Below are 17128 nucleotides of genomic sequence, written 5' to 3' on the forward strand. Positions count from 1 at the left end.
CATGGCCGCGCGCGACGATACCGAACGCCACGGCTGGAAATGGCTCCTCAGCGCGCCCGCGCTTCTTGTGCTGCTGGTCGCGGCCTCGGGGCCGTTGATGATCGTGGCGGTCTATTCCTTCCTTAGCCCCGGTAACATCGGCGGGGTGACTTGGGACTTCTCGACCGAGGGCTGGTTCAAGGTCTTCTTTTCCCGCGATATTTTCGAACCCGAGAATGTCAGCTGGAACTGGGCCAACCTCACCGTCTTCGGCCGAACGGTCTGGCTGTCGGTGCAGACGACACTGATCTGCGCCTTCCTCGGCTTCCCGACCGCGTGGTTCATCGCCACCCGTACGCCCGAGAAACGCGCGCTGTGGCTTTTCCTGATCACCATCCCCTTCTGGACCAACCTGCTGATCCGCACCTTCGCCATTCAGGAACTCATTCGCGGCACCGGCATGATCAACACCGTGCTGATGGCGCTGGGCATCATCGATGAGCCGCTGCAGTTGCTCTATTCGAACTTCGCGATCCTGCTGGGCATGGCCTATGTCTTCCTGCCGCTGATGGTGCTGCCGCTCTATGCGGCGATGGACAAGCTGGATTTCCGGCTGGTCGAGGCGGGCTATGACCTCTACGCCAGCCGCGCCCGCGTGCTGTGGCACGTGATCCTGCCCTTGGTGAAGCCGGGCTTCGTCGCGGGCTCGATCCTCGTCTTCATTCCGTCGATCGGCGCCTATGTGACTCCGCGCGTGCTGGGCGGCGGGCGGACGATGATGCTGGGCAACTTGATCGCGCTGCAATTCGGACAGGGGCGCAACTGGCCGCTCGGTGCGGCGCTGTCGATGCTGCTGCTCATTGTCGTCATGGCGGCGCTGGTCTTCTACCTGCGCGCGGTCAATTCCGAGGAGGGCAAACGCCGTGGCTAAGTCCTATGACGTGCGCCGCCTGCCGGGCTTCGGCGTGATCGCGGTGGCAACCTTCGTGCTGCTTTACCTGCCGATCCTCGTGCTGGTGGTGTTCAGCTTCAACGCCGGCCCCTCGCAATCGGAATGGGACGGGTTCTCGCTGCAATGGTACTACGCCGCCTTCGCCAATGAGCAGGTGCAGGACGTGTCCATCCGCTCGCTCTGGCTGGCAGCGGTGGCGGCCAGCGTGGCAACCGCGCTGGCGGTGCCGGCGGCCCTGGCGACGACGCGGGTCAGCCGCTTCCCCGGCCAGACGATGATCTATGCGCTGATCAACCAGCCCCTCATGGTGCCCGAGATCGTCACCGGCATCGCCCTGCTGATCGTCGTTGCCTGGGTCAAGGTGAGCACGGGCTATACCGGGATGGGATACCTTGTGGCCGCGCACACGGCCTTCTGCATCCCCTTCGCCTATCTGCCCATTCGCGCGCGGCTCGAGACACTGGACCCGACGCTGGAGACCGCCGCCTCGGACCTCTACGCGAGCCCCTTGCAAGCCTTCCGCTACATCACGCTGCCTTTGCTGGTGCCCGGCATCGCCGCCGGATTCATGTTGGGTTTCGTGATTTCCCTCGATACCGTCGTCATCACCGAATTCGTGAAATCGGCCGGTCAGGATACCCTGCCGACCTATATGCTCGGCCAGCTGCGCCGGGTCATCACGCCCGAGATGAACGCGATCGCCACGTTGTTCCTGGCCCTGTCGCTGCTCTTCGTGACCGCGTTCTTCCTGATCACCCGCAAGCGCGGCTGATCCAATCAAGACCAACGACCAAGAACCAACTGGGAGCCAACACATGAAAAAGACACTGGTTTCGACGCTCGCCCTGCTGGCCTCGGCCGGGATGGCGCATGCCGATGGCGTGCTGAACATCTACAACTGGGGCAACTACACCAGCCCCGAGCTGATCGAGCAGTTCACCGCCGACACCGGCATCGAGGTGACGATCACCGACTTCGACTCGAACGAGACGGCGCTGGCCCGCATCCGGCAGGGCGGCCACGGCTTCGATATCGTCGTGCCGACGCATTCCTACGTCCAGACCTGGATCTCGGAAGGCCTGCTGCAACCGCTCGACCCCGAGATCGTCACGGATCGCGGCAACATCGCCCCGCAATGGGTGGATGTCGATTTCGACCCGGGCCGCGAATACACCGTGCCGTGGCAATGGGGCACGACCGGGATCGCGGTCAACACCTCGGTCTATGACGGCGACATCAACACCGCCGACATCATCTTTAACCCGCCCGAGGCGCTCGATGGCCGCATCAACGTCATCCCCGAGATGTCGGACGTGATGGCCATCGCCATCTACGCCGCCGGCGGGGACAACGTGTGCACGACCGACATGGATGTGCTGCGCGCCACCCGCGACATGCTGATGGAGGCCAAGCCGCATTGGCTGTCGCTGGATTACGGCACGATCGACAACTACGTCGCCGGTGACATCCTTGCGGGCATCTACTGGAACGGCGCCACCATGCGCGCCCGCCTGCAAAACGAGGATATCGCCTATGGCTATCCGGCCACCGGCTATCCGGTGTGGATGGACAATGCCGCCGTTCTGGCCGACGCCCAGAACACCGAGAATGCGATGATCTTCATCAACTACATCCTCCAGCCCGAGCATGCGGCGATGCTGTCGAACTTCGCGCGCTACGGCAATGGTGTGGCTGGCTCCGAGGAATTCATGGACGCCGACATGCAATCCGCGCCCGAGATCGTGATCCCCGAGGAACTGGTCGAGGCCGGTCGCTTCTCGCCGGCTTGCCCGCAGGAGATCCAGGATATCCGCACGCAGATCTGGACCGAGCTGCTGCAGTAAACGCGCCTTGCCGCGCGGGAAGGGGGCCTCTCGGGGCCCCCTTCGTCATGCGCGTTTGAGGCGCGGCAGCAGGGCCTTCCACCAAGGGCGACGGACCGGGCGCGAGCCGGAAGCGGCCTCGCGTTCGGTCGCGCGCTTCTCCTCGCGCTGGGCGTTGCGCAGGTCCAGAAGGTTCGCAGCGTTCTGGTCCAGCGGGCGGCCATCGACGCCGTGGCGCCGGTAGGCCCGCATCAGGTCTTGTGAAAGCAGGGGTAGCATGTGGGATGCTCCTTGGTCTGGGACATCCCTTTAGTTATTTCGCTTGAGGCCCGGAGGCGACGCAGCAATAAATGCCTATATGATAGGTGAGGTATCGTATGGCGCCGGATTGGAAGACGCTGCCCCCGCTCACCGCCCTGCGCGCCTTTGATCAGGCGGCGCGGGCGGGCAGCTTCGCGGGTGCGGCGCGGGCGTTGAATGTCACGCATGCCGCCGTGGCCCAGCAGGTGCGCGCGCTGGAGGCCGATCTGGGCGTCGCGCTGCTGCGGCGGGCCGGGCGCGGTGTCGCACTGACCGCCGAGGGGACGACGCTGGCGCAGGCCTTGGCCGAAGGGTTCGACCGCCTCGCGCAGGGCGTCGAGGACCTGCGTGCGCAGGCCGCCGGGCGGCCCCTGCAGATCACCGCGACGGTGTTTTTCGTGCAGATCGTGCTGATGCCCTTGCTCGACCGGTTCTGGGCCGAGCATCCTGGCTTCCGCCTGTCCTTCCATCCCACGCAGGACGCCGTCGATCTGGCGGCCGAGGGGCTGGACCTAGCCCTGCGGACCAGCATGGTGCCCGATCCCGACTGGCCGGGCCTGCAGTCCGAACTGCTTCTCGCCACCCGCCGGATCGCCGTCGCGGCCCCTTCGCTCTGGCGGGACGGGACGGTGCCGCTGACGGATCTGCCGTGGATCTACCAGCGCGGCTTCGCCTTCGCCGAGGACCCGATGCGCGAGGTCGGTGTCGACATGGCGCAGGTGCGGCAGATCTGGCCCGGCGCCGCGATGCTGGAGATTTCAGCAGCGTTGCGGGGGCTCGGCGTGCTCATCGCGTCCGAGATGCTGGTGCGCGAGGAGTTGGACAGCGGCCGCCTTGTCCGCGTGCCGCTGCCGACGGAATCCCCGGTCTATTACTTCGCCGCAACGCCCAAGGGGCCGATGCGCCCGCAGACGCGGGTCTTCATCGACTGGCTGAAAGCGGCGCTGCTGGCTCAGGCCTGAGCCTCGGCCCGGCGAGCGAGATACTCGGCCCAGCGGTCCTTGCGGAAGCGGGCGAGGGTCGCCGCCTCGGCAGGCGTCAGCACCACCAGCTCCAACGGGTCGCCGGCGCGGAGTTGTGCGAAGCCGTCGGTGTCGTCGTCCAGCACCGTGGCGATCTTGGGATAGCCGCCGGTGGTCTGGTGATCGGCCATCAGCAGCGTCGGCACACCGTCGCCCGCCACCTGAACCGAGCCCCGCAGGATCGGCTCCGAGGGGATCGACAGCGCGTCGCCCAACTCCAGCTTCGGACCCTTCAGCCGCATCCCCATCCGGTCGCCCTGCGCCGTCACTTGCCACGGCCCGGCACGGAAAGTCTCCAGAGTCTCGGCCGGAAAGCAGCGGTCCTGCGGGCCCATGACGACATGCAGCTTCTGGCGCGGGCGGCAGGTGACGGGCAGGGGGAGGTCGCGCTCGGGCCGGGTCTGGGCGTCGATGATGCGCAGCGTCTGGCCCGACTTCACCACCCCGCCACCCAGCCCCGATCCGGCATGGGTCGAGGCGCTGCCGAGCCAACGTGGGCAGTCCAGCGCGCCCGCGAAAGCGACATAGGCCCAGGCGCCCCAATGGCCGGGGCGGATCACCAGCGTCTCGCCCGCCGTCAGGGTGACGACATGCCATGAGGCCAGCTTGCGCGCGCCCGCTTCCACCACGAAGGCGCCGCCGGTCACGGCAAGCGAGACGGTACCTTCGGTGCAGGTCATCCGCAGCCCGCCGAGCGAGACCTCGATCACCGGCGCGCCGGCGGGATTGCCCAAAGCGAGATTGGCCAAAGCCAGCGCCTTGCGGTCCATCCCGCCCGAGGAAGGGACCCCGAAGCGCATATGGCCGGGGCGGCCCGCGTCCTGAAGGCTGACCAAGGGCCCGGCGAAATCGACATGGAACAGGGCGTCAGCCATTTTGGGCCTCATATTCGGCCAGCGACAAGCGTTTGAAGCGGACCTGATCGCCCACGTCGAAGAGGAAGGGCCGGTCTTCGGCGCCGGTTAGGATCTTCGCAGGCGAGCGGCCGAGGATCCACCAACCGGTCGGCATGGTCAGCGTCGTGATCAGACATTGCGCGCCCGCGACGATGACCGACCCCGCCGCCACACCCCGCACCGGCGCCGGTTTGCGGTCCATGCGCAGCTCGGGCCGGACGCCGGCCATATAGGCATAGCCCGGCGCGAAACCGTAGAGATAGACGCGGTAATCGCCCGCCAGATGCGCGTTGATCACGGCCTCTTCGCTGAGGCCCAGCTTCATCGCCACTTCGGGCAGGTCGCGTGCGAAGGGGGCCTCGTAGCAGATACCGATCTCATGCGTGACGGGCGCGCTTGCCTCGGCACCGGAAGCGCCCAACAGCGAGGTCACATGCGCGCCGATGGCGGCGTGGTCGGTCAGCGCGGGGTCGAACTCGACCAGCAGGTTGACGAAGGCGGGCACGGCTTCGCGCAGGCCGGGGGCAGGATGGGTGCTCAGGGCATGATCCAGCCGCAAGACGGCGGCATGGGCGGTATCGTCGAGCGCCTCGGCAAACTCCACCAGCAGCGCGTGGTCGGCGACGGGGGTGAGGCGCGGCGTCTCGGGCGTGGGGGTCACAGGAAGCTCTCCACGCTGACCCCGGCGGCGAGGAGGCGCTTGCGGACCTCGGTGGCCATCGCCACCGCGCCGGGGCTGTCACCATGCACGCAGATCGATTGCGCCGCCAAGGGGATCGCGTCACCGCCGACGGTCGGCATGAGCCCGGTCTCCAGATAGCGCAGCAGCCGGTCCGAGGCCTCGGCGGGATCATGGATCATCGCGCCGGGCTGCGAGCGGGGGACGAGACGGCCCTCCGGCGTGTAGCCCCGGTCGGCGAAGATCTCGGAGAAGACCGGCAAGCCCGCCTCGCGCGCAGCGATCTCCAGCTCGGTCCCCGAGATGGCGAGCAGCGCCAGCCGCCCGGGCTGCGCCGCAACCGCCTCGCAGATCGCGTCGGCCACCGCGCGGTTGTCGGCGCCCAGATTGGCCAAGGCGCCATGCGCCTTCACATAGGCGACCTCCGCCCCCGCCAAAGCCGCGACGCCCGTGAGCGCGCCGATCTGCGCCGCGACCATCCGCGCGATCTCGGCAGGCGTCATCGGGATCACCCGGCGGCCGAAGCCCTCGCGGTCGACATAGCCCGGATGCGCGCCAATCACGACGCCCTTGGCCGAGGCCGTGCGCAGGGTCTGATACATCGTCTCAGGGTCCGAGGCATGGCCGCCGCAGGCCACATTGGCCGAGGTGACGATGCCCAGCATCGCCGTGTCGTCGCCCATCGCCCAGGGGCCGAAGCTCTCGCCGAGGTCGGAATTGAGGTCGATGCGCATGGGGCCCTCCGGTCAGGTCTCAGGCCGAACCAAACCCCAAGGCGCGGCAAGGTCAAGGAGTGCGAGGCCGGGCCGGTCGGAAAATTCCCGATATATCTTGATTTCCGATATATCGGGATTAGTTTCGCCGGCATGAAACCTGACGCCTCCCATCGCCCCCGCAAGCGCCTCTTCGATTACGGCGAGCTGCGGCTTCTGATCCTTGCCATGATCGGCGAGCATCCGCGGCATGGCTATGAGATCATCAAGGCATTGGAGGACCGGTTCCGCGGCCGCTATTCCCCCAGCCCCGGCGTGGTCTATCCGGCGCTGAGCTGGCTGGAGGATCTGGGCTATATCGCCATCACGCCCGATGCGGGCGGGCGGAAATTGTCAACGATTACAGCAGCAGGGCAGAGCTTCCTTGCTGCGAACGAAGGGGCGGTCGCGGATCTACTGACCCGCAAACCGCCCTGCCGACCCCTGATGCCCGACGAGGTCGAGACGGCGATGGATGCCGTCAAGGCCGCGCTCCGGGCCCAGCTCTCCGCCAGCCCTACGCCCGAGCGGATCACCGCCATCGCCGCCGTCCTGAACCGCGCGGCCGAAAGCCTGAACGACGGCTCGTGACCGTCATCCCTTCATCGGACACACCGACCATGGAACAGATCATCACCCGCCACCGCCACGAACTCAAACGCCGCCAGTTGACGGTGGCCGGGGTGGCGACCCTCACCCCCCACATGATCCGCATCACGCTCTCGGGCGAGGATCTGGCGGATTTCACGTCGCTCGCGCCCGACGACCATCTGAAGCTGATGATCGACACGGGCGCCGAGAAGCCCGAGATGCGCGACTACACGCCCCGCGCCTATGACAACGCCGCCCGCACGCTGGTCGTCGATTTCGCCGTGCACGAGGCCGGCCCTGCGACCGCCTGGGCGCTGGGCGCTAAAGCCGGCGACAGCCTGACCATCGGCGGCCCGCGCGGCTCGGCCGTGGTGGCGCCGGTGTTCGACTGGTGGCTGTTCATCACCGACGAGACCGGCCTCCCCGCGATGGGCCGCTGGGTCGAGGAACTGCCGGCGGGGCAAACCGTCATCACCCTGGGCGCCGTTCCCGAGGCGGCGGACGAGCAGGTCTGGACCTCGGCCGCGACGCAGCAAGCCCATTGGGTGCACCGCCCGGTCGAACAGGCCGCCGAGATCGCGCCCCTCTTGGACGCAGCGAAGGGCATCGCGTTGCCCGAGGGTCGCGGCTTCATCTGGATCGCCGCCGAGGCCAAGGTCGCCCGTGCCCTGCGCGATCATTTCGAGGAACGCGGCCATCCGCGTCATCAGATGAAGGCCGCAGGCTACTGGATCGACGGTCAGGCCGACGCCAGCGACAAGTCGCTCGACTAAACCGGATCGCCGCGCGACAGGCGCTGGAGGAAGGCCTCGGCCTCGTCCAGCACCGTCGCGCGGTGTTTCGCGTCCATGCGGTCCCAGGTGCGGTACATCTGCGCCATGCGGGGATTGCCCTCGAACCGGTCGCGATGGCGGTCGAGGAGTTTCCAATAGAGCAGGTTGAACGGGCAGGCCTTCTCGCCGGTCTTGGCCTTCACGCTATAATCGCAGGCGCCGCAATAATCCGACATCTTGTCGATGTAATTCCCTGACGAGACATAGGGTTTCGACCCCACCAGCCCGCCATCCGCGAATTGGCTCATGCCGACGGTATTCGGCGCCTCGACCCATTCGAAGGCGTCGATATAGACCGCGAGATACCAGTCATGCACCTCGGCCGGATTGATCCCGGCGATGAGGGCGAAATTGCCGGTGATCATCAGGCGCTGGATGTGATGGGCATAGGCCTCGTCCCGCGTCTGGGCGACGGCGTGGCTAAGGCAATTCATCCGTGTCTTCGCGCCCCAATAGAGCGGCGGCAATTTGCGATGGTGGTTCAGCTGGTTGCGGTGCGGATACTCGGGCCCTTCGCGGAAATAGATGCCGCGCATGAATTCCCGCCAGCCGAGGATCTGACGGATATAGCCCTCGGCGGCATTCAAAGGCGCGTGGCCGTCGAGATAGGCCTTTTCGACCCGCTGGCAGATATCGAGCGCATCGAGCAGACCGATATTGAGATAGGCCGAGATCAGCGAATGATAGAGGAAGCGGTTCCCCTGCAGCATCGCGTCCTGATAATCGCCGAACGAGGGCAGGGCGTGTTTGATGAAGTGATCGAGCACCTTTCCTGCCTGATCGGCATCCGTCGCATAGCCGAAGGGTTTGAGCGTCCCGAAATTCTTGCCGAAGTGGGTTTCCACGAGGTCCAGCACCTCGGCGACCGTCGCGTCGGGTTCAAACCAGAGGGGTTTCGGGGCGAATAGGTCATCGGGCGCGGGTTTGCGGTTCTCGGAATCGTAATTCCATTTGCCGCCCTCGGGCTGGTCGCCGTCCATCAACAGGCCGGTCTTGCGCCGCATCTCGCGGTAGAAATACTCCATCCGCAGCGCCTTGCGCCCCTCGGCCCAAGTGTCGAACTCGCGGTGCGAGGCGATGAAGCGGCTGTCCTCCAGAAGCGTCACGTCGAGCGGCATGTCCTGCAGCGCCTCGATCAGCCGCCACTCGCCGGGGCGGGTGGCGAGCACCTTTGACGTGCCATGCTGGTCGGCGCGGCGCAGGAGTTCGCCGGGGATGGAGCCCGCGTTGTCTTCGTCATCGAGCCGCGTGTAGTCGACCTGCCAGCCATCGTCCCGCAGCCGGGCGGCGAATTTGCGCATGGCGGCGAAGATCAGCGCGATCTTCTTGGGGTGGTGGGGCACATAGGCGGCCTCGTCGGCGACCTCGGCCATGACCACGCGGTCCTGCGCCTTGTCGGCCCGTTTCAGCGCCGGGATCTCGGGCGAGAGCTGGTCGCCGAGGATCAGGATCAGCCTCACCACGGCACCGCCTTGCCGGCCCAGTCGAAGAACTGCCCGGTCTCCTTCGACGTCAAATTGTTCAGCACGCGCAACAGGTTATCCGCCGATTCGGACGCCGTAACCTTGCGATGCGCGGGGTAATCTGCGGTGAAGGCCGTCTCTACGGTGCCGGGATGTAGGGCGACAATGACCGCCTCGGGGCGCTTTCGGGACAACTCTATCGCAGCGGTGCGGGTGATCTGGTTCGCCGCTGCCTTGGCCGCGCGGTAGCTGTACCAGCCGCCCATGCCATTGTCGCCGATAGACCCGACCCGCGCCGTCAGCACGCCAACCGAACAGCGGCCCGAGCGGGGCAGGAGGCGGGGCAATTCCTTCAGCACCAGCGCCGGGCCGATGGCGTTGACGGCGAAGACCTGTGCCATCACTTCGGCGTCGATCTCGGCCAAGGATTTCTCGGGGCGCGCGCCCTCGGGCGACAGGATGCCCGTCGCGACCAGCACCCGGTCGAAGGGGCCGTCCACCGCGCCCAGAACCCGCGCGACGGACGCGGTGTCCGTCACATCAAGCCCGTCGTCGCGGCGCGAGAGGGCCACGACCTCTTCGCCCCGGGCCCGGAGCGTTGCGTCCAGCGCCGCACCGATCCCGCCCGAGGCGCCGATCACCAGAGTTCGTGTCACGTCTTTCCCTTTCCCGATCCGACCCAGTTAGCGCGGGGCCGGACGAGGGAAAGGGGCTCAGAAATCGAGCCGCAACAGTCGGCCCGGCGCGCCATCTTCCAGCACCCAGACCGTGCCGTCGGGGGCTACGTCGACATCGCGGATGCGCGCGCCCATGTCCCAACGCTCGGCCTCAGCCGGCTGGCCGCCCTCGAACGAGAGGCGGATCAACGCTTGCCCCGCCAAGGCGCCGACCAGCGCGGAGCCTTGCCAGTCGGGGAAATCCTCGCCGTGGTAGAAGGCCAGCCCCGAGGGCGCGGTGCCCGTGCCCCAGGCGTGTTCCGGCGGGGTGAAATCGGGGTTGGTGTCGTGATGCGGGATCGCGGCGAAATCGTAGCCGACGCCCTCGGACACCTCGCCCCAGCCGTAGTTCAGGCCGGGCTCAATGCGGTTGACCTCATCGCCGCCGCGCGGGCCCATCTCGTGCTCCCACAGGACGCCGTCCGCATCGAAGGCGAGGCCATAGGGATTGCGGTGGCCTGTGGTCCAGGTCTGCGCCCGGAACCCACCTTCCGAGGCCCAAGGGTTGTCCTCGGGCACCGAGCCGTCCAGCAGGAGGCGGATGATCTTGCCGCGCGCCATGTCGGGGTCTTGCGCGTGCTGCTCTTCCTGCCGTTCGCCCAGCGTCAGGAAGACATGCTCGCCGGCCGGGTCGAAGGCGATGATCGCGCCGGGATGACCGCCCCAGCTTTGCTGCGGCTGGCGGAAGATCTCGGTCAGATCGGCCAATTGCGCGGTGCCGTCGCCTTGGCGCAAGACAGCATGGGCCAAAGTGATCTGCGTGCCGTTCTCGGACGGGGCGGAATAGCTGAGATAGATCCGCCCGGTCTGTGCGTAATCCGGCGAGGCCGCGACATCATGCAGGCCGACCTGACCGCCGGCGGCCACGGGGGGCAGGTTGGTGACCTCGGTCCGCTCGCCATCCGGCGTGAGCAGGAACAGGCGGCCCTCGATCTCGGTGACCAGCAGGCGGTTGTCGGGCAAGAAGCCGATCGCCCAAGGGTCCTGAAATTCTGCCACCGGGGTCGGGGTGAAGGGCTGCGTTTCCGAGGGGTAGGGCGCCGAGGGCAGGTAGCCGGTCGAGCGGTTCCCTTGCGCAACGGCGGCAATGGTGACGACGCTGGCCCCGGTCAACAGGGCAGCGGCAAACAGGATCGGGCGGCGGCGCATGACGTCTCCGTCTTTGGGGTCCGGTCTGAGGGCGCCCAAAGCGCGGGCGCTGCCATGCATGTAGGGGTGAGGAGGCGTTTCTCCCAGCCTTGGGATGCTGACGTTTCCGTCAACGGGGCGGGAAAACGGCAAAAGCCGGGCGGGGGGCCCGGCTTTTCAAGGGTCTGGAGGAAGGATCAGGCCAGTGAAGGGACCTTGAAGCAGGCGACGCGGCGACCGGGGGCGACCTCTCGCAGGGCCGGGCGGCCGAGGCGGCAGCCGTCATCCGCCAAGGGGCAGCGGTCCGAGAAACGGCAACCCGGCGGGGGATTGCGCGCATCCGGCAGCCCGCCGGTCAGGGGCAGCGGTTCGTGCGATTGATCCACGCTGGGCACCGGCACCGCCTGCACCAGCGCGCGGGTATAGGGGTGCAGCGGATTGGTCACCACGTCCTTGGTCGGCCCGTCCTCGACCACGGAACCCAGATACATGGTGATCGTGCGCTCGCAGACATAGCGCACCAGCGCGAGGTCGTGGCTGATGAACACCGCCGCCAGCCCCATCGTGTCGCGCACCTCTCGCAGGACGTTGAGGATGCCGGCGCGGACCGAGACGTCGAGCATCGAGACCGGCTCATCCGCGACGATGAAATCGGGCTGCAGCACCAGCGCACGGGCCAGAACCACGCGCTGCAACTGCCCGCCGGACAATTGGTGCGGGTAGCTGTCCAGAAGGTGCATCATCCCGTCGAGCTGCACCCGGACCAGCGCTTCGGCAACCATGCGGTCGTGCTTATCTTCGGGGACGCGGGTGTTGAACAGCGGCTCATAGAGACTGCGGCGGATGGTGAAATGCGGGTTCAACGCGTCGAACGGGTTCTGGAACACCAGCTGCGCCCGGCGGCGGAAGGCGAGTTCCTCCTCATGGCTCAACGCGGACAGGTCCTGACCCGCGAAGGTGATCTTGCCGCCCGTGGGCTCGATCAGCTTCAGCAGCATCCGGCCCAAGGTCGTCTTGCCGCAACCGGATTCACCAACGATGCCAATGGTCTCGCCGCGCTTCAGCGTGAAGCTGATATCGCTGACGGCATCGACCTTGGGCGTCCGGCTGCGCAGCACGTCGCCCAAAGATCGCGTCAGGGTGAAGCTTTTCGACAGGTTGTCGACGTCGAGCAGGATCTCGTCGCGCATGCTGGTATCCTTCATGCCGTCACCACGCCGCGCCAGACAGCCGGGTCCTTGGCCTGTTCGCGCAGTTCCGCCGTTTCATGCGCGCGGTGGCAGAGCGAGTAATGCTCGGGGCCGACCTGCACCTCGACCGGTTCCTGCTTGCAGATCTCGGTCGCGAAGGGGCAGCGCGCACGGAAGCGGCAACCCTCGGGCGGGTGAAACAGCAGGGGCGGGCCGCCTTCGATGGGGGACAGCTCGCGCTCCTCGTCGGCCGAGAGTTCGGGAAAGGCGTTGTAAAGGCCGATGGTATAGGCATGCGAGGGCTTGGTCAGCACGTCGCGCACGGGGCCTTTTTCGACGACTTTGCCCGCGTACATCACGACCACATAGTCGCAGACATAGGCCACGACCGAGATGTCGTGCGTGACCAGCACGACCGACAGGCCGAATTCCCGCTGCAGGCGCGAGAAGGTGTCCAGCACCTGACGTTGGATGATCACATCGAGAGCGGTGACCGGCTCGTCGGCGATCACGAGACGCGGGTTCAGCGCCAGCGACAGGGCAATCGAGGCACGCTGCCGCATGCCGCCCGAGAACTGGTGCGGATAGTCGCGCAGGCGCTTCATCTCCAGCCCGACCATGGCGAAGAGCTCCTCGGCGCGCTTCTTCGCCTCGGCTTTCTTCATGCCGCCGCGCTTGACCAACACCTCGACGATCTGGTCGCCGACGCGCCAGACCGGATCGAGCGCATTCATCGCCGATTGCGGGATATAGGCGATGTCGCGCCAGCGCAGGTCGTTCATCTCGCGCTCGGAGAGCTTGAGGATATCGCGCCCGTCGAACACGGCCTCGCCCCCCGCGAAGGCCGCGACCGAGGGCATGACGCGCAGGAGCGAGCGCACGGCAGTGGTCTTGCCGCAGCCGGATTCGCCCACGACACCGACGACCTTGCCCTCGGGCACGTCAAACGAGATGCCGTCGACGGCATGGACCGGGCCCTTGCGGGTTTTGTAGTGGATCTTCAGATCCTTGACCGAAAGCAGCATCGGCTCAGCCTTTCAGTTTCGGGAACAGGACTTCCTCGTAGCCGCGGCTGATGAAGAAGCCGGCCATGACGACGAGGACGATGCACAGGCCGGGGGGCACGAACCAGTTGTACTGGCCGCGGCCCATGGCCTGACTGGCGTAGGCGTCTTGCAGCATGTAGCCCCAGCTTACGGTGTTCGACGGCCCGAAGCCGAGGAAGCTGACCGAGGCTTCCGTGAGGATTGCCCAACCGACCGCGACCGACGTGTAGAGGAAGGCCAAGGACAGCACGTTGGGCGCGATATGCACGAAGAGGATGCGCCATTGCCCGGCGCCGGTGACGCGGGCGGCCTCGACAAAGGCGCGCTCGCGCAGGGACATGACCTGACTGCGGATCACGCGGGCCGAGTTCGGCCACAGGAGCAGGGCGATCCCGAGGACCACGTTCGACTGCGCGGCACCGAGGAACGAGGCCAGCACGATGACGAAGGGCAGGAAGGGGATGCCCAGCGCGATATCGGCCAGACGCATCAGCAGGTTGTCGGCCCAGCCGCCGAAATAGCCCGAGATCAGGCCGACCAGCGTGCCGATCGCTACCACACAGAGCGCGGCGGTGATGCCGACGGCCAGCGCCGAGCGGGTGCCGATCACCAGCTGCGAGTAGATGTCGCGCCCGCCATAGGTGGTGCCGAGCCAATGCTCGCTCCCGGCAGGCAGGTTGCGGGCCAGCTGGTAGGTCTCTTCGTTCAGCAGGATTTCCAGCGGCTCGTAATGGATGAGTTGGTCGGCGAAGATCGCCGTCAGCACAAAGAGCGCGTAGATCACAAGGCCGATGGCGGCATAGGCGTTCTCGGAGGGAACCCGCCAGAAGGCGCGGAAGGCACGGCCGGCCATGGCGGCAAGGCCCGAGCGACGGGGGGCGCTGGCGAGGTCGGGCAGGCGCGCAAGGGCGCGCTGTTCGACGCTGCGGGCGCCCGCGGTATCAGTTGCTTGCGGCAAGACGGATCCTCGGGTCGAGCAGGTGATAGGTCATGTCGGCGATGAAGTTCATGGCGATCAGCACGGCGGTGATGATCAGGAACGCGCCCTGCGCCAGCGGGTAATCCGAGGCCGAGACGGCGTTGACCAGCAGGCGGCCGATGCCGGGCCACGAGAAGATCGTCTCGACGACGACATTGCCGCCGATGGCGCTGCCGACACCCAGCGCGAAGGCGGTGGCGACGGGCAGCATGGCGTTGCGGGCGGCGTGGTTGAGGACGATGGTGCGCGAGCTGAGGCCCTTCATCTTGCCCATCGTCACGAATTCCTCCTGCAGGATCTCGATCATGTTCGAGCGCATCAGCAGCAGCGGCAGGCCTTGCAGGTAGATGGCCAGCGTCAGCACCGGCAGGGCGAGGTGGCGCAGGTAATCCAGCGTGAAGATCCGCTCCCATTCGCTGTCATAGGACAGGCCGACCGTGTTGGCGCCGCCGGCCGGGAACCAGCCGAGGTGGAAGCTGAAGAACGCCAGCAGCACCATGCCCAGCCAGAATTCCGGTGCGGCGCGGGTGGCGAGGGCCAGCGGGATGCCGATCCCCTCGACCGTGGTGCCCCGGCGCCAGGCCAGATAGGCCCCCGCGAGGACACCGAAGACATAGGCGACGACCAGCCCCGACATGGTCAGGATCACGGTGTTGGGCAGGGCCTCCATCACCACATCCGTGACCGGGCGGCGATGGAAGAAGCTTTGGCCCAGATCACCCTGAAGGACGTTCTGGATGAAGATCAGGTACTGCTCGAACAGGCTCTTGTCCAAGCCGAAGCGGGCGATGAGCGCCTGCTGCTGCTCCAGCGTGGTGGTCTGGTCGATGAACGCGGCCAGGGGAGAGCCCGGCATGAGACGGAACATGAAGAACAGGATCGTTCCGACGATCCAGAGCACAAGGATCGAGTAGAACAATCTGGACAGCACGTATTTCATGCCGGGCTCCGAGTTAGGTCAGGGTCTTACCGATGGACAGGCGCGATCAGTATTGTTCGCTCACGCCAGCCGGATAGTGCAGCGCGCCATCGACGATGGAATAGCCGGCATCCTCGAGCATGGCCGTGACCACGTCCATGCCCATCGGCACTTCCTCGGTCGCGGCATCGTACCAGAAGGGCAGGGCCGGCGAGACATGGCTGTTGGCCGGGCGTCCGAAGCCGTTGTAGGCCGCGCCGGTGATCAGGCGACGGTTGACGGCAAACGACAAGGCGCGGCGGAAGGCCGGGTCATCGAAGGGCGCGCGGCGGCAGTTGAAGGCCAGGTACTGGAAGCCGATGTCGGTGACATCCACCACCTCGATATCGCCATCCGCGGCCGCGGCGTCGATCAAGAGCTGAGGATCGCCGGTGTAGTCGGTGAGGAAGTTCAGCTCACCCGAACGGAGCATGCCCAGCGCAGCCTCGACGTTGAGGACAACGCGCATGATCAGACGCTCCACCTTCGGCGCGGCGAAGTGATCGGCGACGGCATCGAGCACCACTTCCGACTGGTTCCAGCGGTTGAACTTGAACGGACCCGAGCCGACACGCGACTCCTCGAGCACGGCCTCGGCGCTTTCGCCTTCGGACAGGTTGGCCAGCAGCGGACCCCAGATATGCTCGGGGATGATGTTGAGCTTGGCCAGCGTCGACGTCTCGAAGGCCGCATTCGGCTGGGCCAGTTCCAGCGTGAAGGTGCGGTCGTCGATCTTCTCCAGCGCGACGATCGGGTCGACGAAGGGCTTGTACATCGGCGCAACGCCCGCCTGCTGCGGCGATTGCAGCGAGAACATCAGATCCTCGACGCGCACCGGCTCGCCATCGTGGAACGTCATGCCCTCGCGCATGGTGATCGTAGCCAGCGTGCCCTCGTCGTTCCAAGTGACCGATTCCGCGCCCGAGGGCTTGGGCAGGCCATCCTCGCCGATGCGCATGATGCGGTCCCAGATCAGCTCGGTCATCCAGCTGTCGCCGGCTCCCGAGATGTAATAGGGGTTGATCGCGTTCAGCTCGTTGGCCGTGTTCATGATCAGGTCCTTCTGATCGCCCAGCGGCTGGACGTTGGTGAAGGACAGGAAGTTCTTGATGCCCAGACCCGGCTGATTGACCATGGTCGCCGCGTCGAACACCGTCTTGTCGAAGGCATAGGACTTGGTGGGGTAGACGAGGAACAGGTAAGGCTGGTCCTGGTTGATGATCTCCTGCGCCTGATAGATCAGCGCCTTGCGGGCTTCGCGATCCATCTCCAGACGCTGGGCTTCGGCCACGCGGTCGTATTCGGGGTTGTTGTAACCCACGAAGTTGTAGCCCACCTCGATGTTCTGTGAGTGGAACAGGTTCATCACGAATTCATCGGGGTCCGAACGTTCCGGGCGGCCGACCATCTGCCACATGGTCACATCCCAGCTGTCCCGGTTGTACCAGACGACATCCGACAGCTGGTTTTGCGGCAGGCCCGAGACGGTCACGTCAAGGCCCAGATCGCTCCATACCTGCGCGATCAGTTCTGCCGCCTGATATTGCTGCGGGTTGGCGGCTTGCGCGCGGCTGTAGAGCGTCAGCGCGCGCACGGGGGTCGTGGCCTGCGCCAGCGCGACCTTGGGCAGCCCGGCAAGGCTGGCCACCAATGCGCCCGAGGCGCTGGTGCTGAGGAATTTTCTGCGAGTGATGGACATCGTCGTTACCTCCGTTGGGGTCGGCACAGGATGGTCGGCCGGTTTCTCTCAGTTGGGGGATTTGTTTCGCTAGCCGAAAACTTGTTTTATTTACTATGGAACATGCGAAACATCAGGTAAAC

The 17128-nt window shown here is 66.2% G+C and carries 18 protein-coding genes; 6 read left to right on the top strand and 12 right to left on the bottom strand.

Translation table 11 applies throughout. The annotated features are described in order from the left end of the window. Position 1: 1 nt before the first annotated feature. From BCY78_RS07150 to BCY78_RS07160, 3 genes are read left to right on the top strand one after another with little or no spacing between them, the layout of a single operon-like run. Positions 2-910: an ABC transporter permease gene (locus BCY78_RS07150; RefSeq protein WP_068299840.1), complete on the top strand. Its 909-nt coding sequence runs from the start codon at positions 2-4 to the stop codon at positions 908-910. Further along, complete coding sequence (locus BCY78_RS07155; RefSeq protein WP_068299841.1) at positions 903-1703, top strand: ABC transporter permease; 801 nt, start codon at positions 903-905, stop codon at positions 1701-1703. The genes BCY78_RS07150 and BCY78_RS07155 overlap by 8 nt, the downstream gene beginning before the upstream one ends. Before the next feature lie 43 nt (positions 1704-1746). Next, complete coding sequence (locus BCY78_RS07160; protein WP_068299842.1) at positions 1747-2775, top strand: extracellular solute-binding protein; 1029 nt, start codon at positions 1747-1749, stop codon at positions 2773-2775. A gap of 45 nt (positions 2776-2820) precedes the next feature. Here BCY78_RS07160 and BCY78_RS07165 read toward each other — a convergent pair whose 3' ends face one another. After that, positions 2821-3033, bottom strand: coding sequence for a hypothetical protein (locus BCY78_RS07165; RefSeq protein ID WP_068299844.1), 213 nt, complete (start codon positions 3031-3033; stop codon positions 2821-2823). Positions 3034-3131: 98 nt separating this feature from the next. Between BCY78_RS07165 and BCY78_RS07170 the strand changes: the two genes are divergently transcribed. Beyond that, positions 3132-4016 carry a LysR family transcriptional regulator gene (locus BCY78_RS07170; protein WP_068299845.1) on the top strand — a complete coding sequence of 295 codons (885 nt, stop codon included), beginning with the start codon at positions 3132-3134 and terminating at the stop codon, positions 4014-4016. On the opposite strand, the gene BCY78_RS07175 is transcribed toward BCY78_RS07170, so the two are convergent. The 3 genes from BCY78_RS07175 to BCY78_RS07185 are packed head-to-tail and all read right to left on the bottom strand — an operon-like array spanning position 4007 to position 6385. Beyond that, positions 4007-4951, bottom strand: coding sequence for a biotin-dependent carboxyltransferase family protein (locus tag BCY78_RS07175; RefSeq protein ID WP_158515909.1), 945 nt, complete (start codon positions 4949-4951; stop codon positions 4007-4009). The two genes, BCY78_RS07170 and BCY78_RS07175, sit on opposite strands and share 10 nt — an antisense overlap. Further along, on the bottom strand, positions 4944-5633 hold the full coding sequence (locus BCY78_RS07180; RefSeq protein WP_068299851.1) for an allophanate hydrolase subunit 1: 690 nt from the start codon (positions 5631-5633) through the stop codon (positions 4944-4946). Before BCY78_RS07180 ends, BCY78_RS07175 begins: the two co-directional genes overlap by 8 nt. After that, the gene (locus BCY78_RS07185; protein WP_068299853.1) at positions 5630-6385 is read right to left on the bottom strand and encodes a LamB/YcsF family protein; all 756 of its coding nucleotides are present in this window, start codon (positions 6383-6385) and stop codon (positions 5630-5632) included. Before BCY78_RS07185 ends, BCY78_RS07180 begins: the two co-directional genes overlap by 4 nt. A gap of 132 nt (positions 6386-6517) precedes the next feature. Here BCY78_RS07185 and BCY78_RS07190 point away from each other — a divergent pair, with 132 nt between their 5' ends. Beyond that, the gene (locus tag BCY78_RS07190) at positions 6518-6994 is read left to right on the top strand and encodes a PadR family transcriptional regulator (RefSeq protein ID WP_068299854.1); all 477 of its coding nucleotides are present in this window, start codon (positions 6518-6520) and stop codon (positions 6992-6994) included. 29 nt (positions 6995-7023) lie between these two features. Continuing rightward, a complete protein-coding gene (locus BCY78_RS07195; RefSeq protein WP_068299855.1) occupies positions 7024-7767 on the top strand; it encodes a siderophore-interacting protein in 744 nt (247 codons plus the stop codon). On the opposite strand, the gene BCY78_RS07200 is transcribed toward BCY78_RS07195, so the two are convergent. The 8 genes from BCY78_RS07200 to BCY78_RS07235 form a co-directional block, all read right to left on the bottom strand. Further along, positions 7764-9290, bottom strand: coding sequence for a cryptochrome/photolyase family protein (locus tag BCY78_RS07200; RefSeq protein ID WP_068299856.1), 1527 nt, complete (start codon positions 9288-9290; stop codon positions 7764-7766). The two genes, BCY78_RS07195 and BCY78_RS07200, sit on opposite strands and share 4 nt — an antisense overlap. Then, a complete protein-coding gene (locus BCY78_RS07205; RefSeq protein WP_068299857.1) occupies positions 9284-9946 on the bottom strand; it encodes an SDR family NAD(P)-dependent oxidoreductase in 663 nt (220 codons plus the stop codon). The genes BCY78_RS07200 and BCY78_RS07205 overlap by 7 nt, the downstream gene beginning before the upstream one ends. A 57-nt stretch (positions 9947-10003) precedes the next feature. Beyond that, positions 10004-11155 (bottom strand): PQQ-dependent sugar dehydrogenase, encoded by a 1152-nt coding sequence (locus tag BCY78_RS07210; RefSeq protein WP_068299858.1) that lies wholly within the window; start codon positions 11153-11155, stop codon positions 10004-10006. A 176-nt stretch (positions 11156-11331) separates the two neighbouring features. Beyond that, positions 11332-12339 carry an ABC transporter ATP-binding protein gene (locus BCY78_RS07215; RefSeq protein ID WP_068299861.1) on the bottom strand — a complete coding sequence of 336 codons (1008 nt, stop codon included), beginning with the start codon at positions 12337-12339 and terminating at the stop codon, positions 11332-11334. Beyond that, entirely contained in the window at positions 12336-13349 is a 1014-nt protein-coding gene (locus BCY78_RS07220; protein WP_068299862.1) for an ABC transporter ATP-binding protein, read from the bottom strand. Before BCY78_RS07220 ends, BCY78_RS07215 begins: the two co-directional genes overlap by 4 nt. 4 nt (positions 13350-13353) lie before the next feature. Continuing rightward, on the bottom strand, positions 13354-14328 hold the full coding sequence (locus BCY78_RS07225) for an ABC transporter permease (protein WP_225295360.1): 975 nt from the start codon (positions 14326-14328) through the stop codon (positions 13354-13356). Beyond that, on the bottom strand, positions 14312-15289 hold the full coding sequence (locus tag BCY78_RS07230) for an ABC transporter permease (protein WP_068299864.1): 978 nt from the start codon (positions 15287-15289) through the stop codon (positions 14312-14314). Before BCY78_RS07230 ends, BCY78_RS07225 begins: the two co-directional genes overlap by 17 nt. Positions 15290-15335: 46 nt before the next feature. After that, positions 15336-17006: an ABC transporter substrate-binding protein gene (locus BCY78_RS07235; protein WP_068299866.1), complete on the bottom strand. Its 1671-nt coding sequence runs from the start codon at positions 17004-17006 to the stop codon at positions 15336-15338. Positions 17007-17128: the final 122 nt, after the last annotated feature.

The sequence above is a fragment of the Pararhodobacter sp. CCB-MM2 genome (assembly GCF_001691415.1).
Lineage (GTDB): Bacteria > Pseudomonadota > Alphaproteobacteria > Rhodobacterales > Rhodobacteraceae > Pararhodobacter.

Excerpts from the sequence above, each read along its gene's own strand:
- BCY78_RS07215 (WP_068299861.1), bottom strand. The coding sequence starts at position 12,339 with ATGAAGGATACCAGCATGCGCGACGAGATCCTGCTCGACGTCGACAAC.
- BCY78_RS07170 (WP_068299845.1), top strand. The coding sequence starts at position 3,132 with ATGGCGCCGGATTGGAAGACGCTGCCCCCGCTCACCGCCCTGCGCGCC.
- BCY78_RS07230 (WP_068299864.1), bottom strand. The coding sequence starts at position 15,289 with ATGAAATACGTGCTGTCCAGATTGTTCTACTCGATCCTTGTGCTCTGG.
- BCY78_RS07150 (WP_068299840.1), top strand. The coding sequence starts at position 2 with ATGGCCGCGCGCGACGATACCGAACGCCACGGCTGGAAATGGCTCCTC.
- BCY78_RS07195 (WP_068299855.1), top strand. The coding sequence starts at position 7,024 with ATGGAACAGATCATCACCCGCCACCGCCACGAACTCAAACGCCGCCAG.
- BCY78_RS07190 (WP_068299854.1), top strand. The coding sequence starts at position 6,518 with ATGAAACCTGACGCCTCCCATCGCCCCCGCAAGCGCCTCTTCGATTAC.
- BCY78_RS07210 (WP_068299858.1), bottom strand. The coding sequence starts at position 11,155 with ATGCGCCGCCGCCCGATCCTGTTTGCCGCTGCCCTGTTGACCGGGGCC.
- BCY78_RS07165 (WP_068299844.1), bottom strand. The coding sequence starts at position 3,033 with ATGCTACCCCTGCTTTCACAAGACCTGATGCGGGCCTACCGGCGCCAC.
- BCY78_RS07160 (WP_068299842.1), top strand. The coding sequence starts at position 1,747 with ATGAAAAAGACACTGGTTTCGACGCTCGCCCTGCTGGCCTCGGCCGGG.
- BCY78_RS07185 (WP_068299853.1), bottom strand. The coding sequence starts at position 6,385 with ATGCGCATCGACCTCAATTCCGACCTCGGCGAGAGCTTCGGCCCCTGG.
- BCY78_RS07175 (WP_158515909.1), bottom strand. The coding sequence starts at position 4,951 with ATGGCTGACGCCCTGTTCCATGTCGATTTCGCCGGGCCCTTGGTCAGC.
- BCY78_RS07235 (WP_068299866.1), bottom strand. The coding sequence starts at position 17,006 with ATGTCCATCACTCGCAGAAAATTCCTCAGCACCAGCGCCTCGGGCGCA.
- BCY78_RS07220 (WP_068299862.1), bottom strand. The coding sequence starts at position 13,349 with ATGCTGCTTTCGGTCAAGGATCTGAAGATCCACTACAAAACCCGCAAG.